The 4,808-nt window shown below is 57.4% G+C and carries 5 protein-coding genes; 2 read left to right on the forward strand and 3 right to left on the reverse strand.

Features of this window, described 5'->3' with window-relative positions; translation table 11 throughout:
* Positions 1-84 precede the first annotated feature (84 nt).
* Positions 85-1,095: a tol-pal system protein YbgF gene (ybgF, locus tag VEZ52_RS14510; RefSeq protein WP_324837446.1), complete on the forward strand. Its 1,011-nt coding sequence runs from the start codon at positions 85-87 to the stop codon at positions 1,093-1,095.
* Between the two features lie 121 nt (positions 1,096-1,216).
* On the forward strand, positions 1,217-1,846 hold the full coding sequence (locus VEZ52_RS14515; protein ID WP_324837447.1) for a protein phosphatase CheZ: 630 nt from the start codon (positions 1,217-1,219) through the stop codon (positions 1,844-1,846).
* A gap of 298 nt (positions 1,847-2,144) precedes the next feature.
* Here VEZ52_RS14515 and VEZ52_RS14520 read toward each other — a convergent pair whose 3' ends face one another.
* From VEZ52_RS14520 to VEZ52_RS14530, 3 genes are all read right to left on the reverse strand, one after another.
* Positions 2,145-2,576 carry a cytochrome c3 family protein gene (locus VEZ52_RS14520; protein WP_324837448.1) on the reverse strand — a complete coding sequence of 144 codons (432 nt, stop codon included), beginning with the start codon at positions 2,574-2,576 and terminating at the stop codon, positions 2,145-2,147.
* Between the two features lie 270 nt (positions 2,577-2,846).
* Positions 2,847-3,797 (reverse strand): formate dehydrogenase accessory protein FdhE, encoded by a 951-nt coding sequence (locus VEZ52_RS14525; protein WP_324837449.1) that lies wholly within the window; start codon positions 3,795-3,797, stop codon positions 2,847-2,849.
* A 404-nt stretch (positions 3,798-4,201) separates the two neighbouring features.
* On the reverse strand, positions 4,202-4,808 hold a 607-nt coding region (locus tag VEZ52_RS14530; protein ID WP_324837450.1), incomplete at its 5' end, for a 4Fe-4S dicluster domain-containing protein.

The following is a 4,808-nucleotide window of genomic DNA, read 5'->3' on the forward strand; positions in this document are numbered from 1 at the left end:
TCTGCCATGTGTGGGGGGAATCATCTATATTTTCACCGGACGAAAAAAAGTTCTGGGAAAAGTGCAAAATTGAAAGAGGGTACTATGCGCACACTCCGTACTATGTACATCCTGACTCTGGCTTGCGCGGCGCTGCCTTTGGGCGGCTGCATGGGCGGCAGCACCAGCAGCGGTAATGGCAGCATCTCACTGGAACAGCAGGTGCAGCAGCAAGACGTGCAGTTGCGCCAGTTGCAGCCTGCTCAGGCTGATGCCTGGAGCCAGATTCAGACACTGAGGCAGGAAGTCAACACGCTCAAGGGCCAGATTGACGATCTGCAAAACGCAGGCGGCGCCAAAGCCCTGGTGGGCCGTGTGAGAACGCACGATGAAGCTCTGCGTCAGGTGGAGCGCAGCATGGCGCTGAACCTGAACCTTGGCGACCCCATGACCAGCGGCGGCAGCGGTGCAGCCCCCTTTGCGCAGGCGGCCCCCCAGGCGGCTCCTCAAGTTGCCCCCCAGGCGGCACCTGCTTTCAGCCAGCCGGGTTATGGCCAGCCTTCTTACGGGCAGGCAGCGGCAGGCGGCATGGCCGCGGGTTCCGTGGGCTACGCTGCGGCCTCTGCCGCTGGCGATCAGGGCGCAGCAGCGGCACACCCGCAGCCCGTCATCAACCCCAGCTCCAGCACCTGGGGCCAGCCCAGCCCTCAGCCCGAACCGCAGGTTCAGGCTCCCCAAAAGGACATCTCGCTGGCGCTTTTTGACGCTGGCGTTAACGCCTACCAGTCCCGCAAGTACGATGAGGCGCAGCGTTCTTTCAATGACTTTCTGAAAAACTACAAAGACCACAGTCAGGCTCCCGAGGCCCAGTACTATCTGGCCGAATGCTATTTCCAGCGCAACCAGTTTGCGGATGCGGCCCTGGCATATGATGCTGTTATCAAAAAGTACCCTTCTTCTTCCAGCGCGCCCGGCGCGTACCTCAAGCAGGGCATCAGCTTCAGTAAGCTCAATCAGTCTGCGGCTGCCAAAGCCCGCCTGGAAGAGCTGATCAAGAAATATCCCAACTCGCCAGAAGCTGCGCGGGCCAAGACGTTTCTGAAGACCAACAAGTAAGTATCCCGGCTCCGCCGCGCCCTCGCGCGGCGGAGTTTTTACTGCATTTGACCTTTGACCATACACCCGCAAAGGTTCTAAACGCATAAATTAAACCGCGCCGCGCGCAAAGGGGACGGGCATGAGCGACGAAAAGCCCGAAGCCGCAGTTTACAAGCAGATCAGCACGGAAATGCGCCAGGGTCTGAGAGAGATTTTTGAGCGCATCTCCACTGCCTCCAAAGGCCAGCCCCTGCCCCCCCCAAACCCGGATGCGCTATTTCTGGAAGCATCAAGCCAGCTTGATGAAGTGCTGAAAGACACAGAAAGCGCCACCATGACCATCATGGAAATTGTGGAGCGGCATCTGGATCTTCAGGAACAGAATACGGCGCATCTGGCAGGATTACTTAACGGCGGCGCGGATGCGGCCCCCATTGCCGAGCTGGAAGCAAACAACAAACTCCTTGGCGATGACCTCACTTCAGTGCTGACCGCCCTGAGCTTTCAGGACATCACAGGCCAGCGCATTAAAAAGGTTGTTTCTGCCCTGAACCAGATTGAGGCAATGGTGGTGGAGCTCTATGTTTCCACGGGCCTTATTCTGGACGCGGCTGAAAAAGACCCCAGCAAGAACGTTCAGGAATTGCAGGATGAAGCACGTCAGGCGGTCAAGGAATTCAACCAGGGCCGCAGCGAACTCAAAGGGCCTGACAAGGCCGGAGCTTCGCAGGGCGCTATTGACGACATGCTTTCCCAGTTGGGCCTCTAGACGGATATCTTGTTAAAATCTTTTCGGCTATTGAATCAGGGCGTTGCAAAACGCCCTTTTTTTGCGCCCAATGCCACGTTGCAGTTCTTTACTGTTTATTCAGGCCCAACAGGGTTCAGCCGGAAGCGGCCACCATTGGCGCGATGATGTACTGAAGAAGATTCGCATGGGAGAGGATGCCCAGCCTGGCGGACCTGCAAGTGCACCTAGCACACCTGGATTGGTTTGTTTTGCAACGCATAAAGGCCCCGAAAGGGGCCTTTATACAGTACAGATAATACCTGTGGCGGGAGTGAGCTTACTTCTGCTTGGCGGCTTCGCGGGCGCTGGCGGCCATATGGCAGGGACGGCATCCCTTGAACTTGGCGCCGTACTTGGCGGGATTTTCCTGAGCCTTCTGCGAGTGGCAGCCGTAGCAGGAGCGATCGCCATTCTTGGAGTGGAAGGCCATGAACATGCTCATGGGGTCACGTTCGCGCGCACCAGGGGTGGCGTGGCATTCGGTACAGGCTACGTAGCGGCTGTCGCTGCCCACTTCGTGGTGGCAGTGCATGCAGTTGATGCCTTTGTGCGCCGTGTGGGGGAACATGACGCTCATACGCGAGGATGTTCCACCAGGAATTTCAATAGGCTTTTTAATGACCTGCGACATTTCCTTGATATCACGCGCCTGCACTTCGCCAACCCACGCGAGGCTCAACGCAAGCAGCAACAAGGTCACATATTTCATCAGCAATTCCTCCTACTGGGTTCGTAAAGCGCAGGAGCAAGCCCCGGCGCACCACAGGCGGCTGAAAAACCGCCATCAACACCACTCTCCGCAGCGGTTGTTCTACCCTAATAATGCCTGTATGTGCAATAATTAAAGACTGCTACATCAGGAGCATTTAAACGGTTCAACAAACCGACTCAGCAATCCCCGACAGTCAGACTGCCAGCAATAAATTTTGCAGTAAAGGCAGCTTCAAATAACGGCTTTCGTGCTTGCCGCAAGCTGCCGCTAAAACATGTTCCAGAATGAGGGCCTGACTGGCTTCAGCTTTTTACGTGCGGCCACCATATCCAGATGCATCATGCCAAGCGCCAGCGCATCCAGATTGGGAACAGACTCGCGCTCGCGCAGATCCACCGCCGGGCAGTAAGACTTGCACTTGGTGCACCAGTCCAGCCGCTCACCGTGAGCAGTGCCGCTTTCGCGCAGCAGTTCCATAACCCCGCTGCCTTCCTCGCCGCATGCGGGGCATGCGCCACGACGGAATTTCCAGTCCGCGCCGCACACGCCGCAGTGCAAATGTTTTTTACCGCCGCCGCCCGCGAGAAAAGCATTTTTTTCATCAATGCTGGGTTTATCCATCCAACCAATGGTGGGCAGTGCGCCGCACACAGGGCAATAGCCCTGCCGCCACACATCGCCGGCTTCCCAGGGGGTGTCGCCCTCCGCTGCTACGGCCTGAGCGGTCATGCCACGCAAGATAGGCGCAACGATGAACCCTGTCACAAAGTCCAGCACCAGGGGGTCAAGGCCAATTTTTTCAGCCAGAGCCGCCAGCGCATCCCTGTCGCCCGAGGCAGCGGCGCAAACCAGCTCTTCTGCTCGCTGGGCTTCAGCCCCGTCAGATTTCAGAAAAAAATCCTTGAGCTTGGCCTTGTGGGGAACAACGGCGTCCATACGGCACAGCATGGGCAGCAGCTTTTCTGCGCAAATACGCACCGCTGGGGCCACTCCCGCAAAGGAAGCTCCGGCAAGCATTGAAACACCCTGTTCCATCCGCTGCGGTTGAGCCTGCGGCAGCGAAACCCCAGCCTTTTTCAGGCTTTCGGCCACAGCATCGCCAAGTTCCTCCTGGGCTGTGAGCAACGGTTCAAACGACCGCAGCACTGGGGCCAGAACCGGACGCCAGGTGATAACTTCTTCAAGGGTTTGGGCAACGGTTTGCCTTTTTACAGCCATTGATACTCCGTATGCCGAGGGTACTCCCGGCTGATTTCCCAAACTATGCAACACTGAGACGCTCTGCTCCCAATGTTTTCAAAATGCTCATTCCGGCATTTCGCAGCGCAGGTGCAAGCGGTGCTGTCATTTCCGCGTACCAATCAGGCCCGGACTGACAGACCTTTACGCTGCCTTGGCAAACGCCAGCTCTTGGAGCCGAGCGCGCAATTCAAGGCGAGCCTGCGCCAACCGGTTGAGGCAAAAACCAGGGGCCGCTCCAGCAACGTTCACGCCGCAACAAGGCAAACGTGCCTGCTGGTATTGTACCCTGATGGTGAACCAAAGCGAAGGATTTGCCAAGCCCCCGCAGTGCTTTTCTACCCCCGCAGTCGTATGGCTGCGGGGGTAGAGGGGATAAGGCCTTACATGAAGGCCGCGTATTCGTAGTAGTGTTCTTTTTCTTCCGCCAGCAGGTAGATGACGCTCACGTCCTCTACATCAGCCAGAAAAGCCTTGGGGAAGGTTTTTTTGACAATCTCAAGCCGCTTTTTGGCCATGGGCAGGATTTCTTCCCTTTCGCCAAAAGCCATGGTCCCCGTGGGGCACGTCTTGACGCAAATGGGCAGCATGCCCGCAGTGACGCGGTCAATGCACATGTCGCACTTGGTCAGGCACTTGGTCTTGGGATCCAGCCGGGGGATGTTGTAGGGGCAGGCATCAATAACGGCCTGCGCATCCTCGGGGCTCAGCTTGGCGCTCTTGTCCGTGGCTATGACCATGCCCGTTTTGGCGTCCTTGATGATAGCGCCGGGCACGGCCAAGTCGGCCACTTCCTTGCAAATGGGCGTGATGCAGTGGCGGCACTGGTCGGGGAAGAAGTTCCACACGACGGTGCCGTCAGGCTTCATACGCTCGCGAAAACGAACAATCTTGAGGTTGTTGGGGTTCAGATCCGGCGGATTCTGATGAGTGCCGCGCTGCTTGGTCTCATTGGCAGGCAGGTCATGCCATTCCTTACAGGCCAACTGG

The sequence above is a fragment of the Desulfovibrio sp. genome, assembly GCF_035644575.1.
GTDB lineage: Bacteria > Desulfobacterota > Desulfovibrionia > Desulfovibrionales > Desulfovibrionaceae > Desulfovibrio.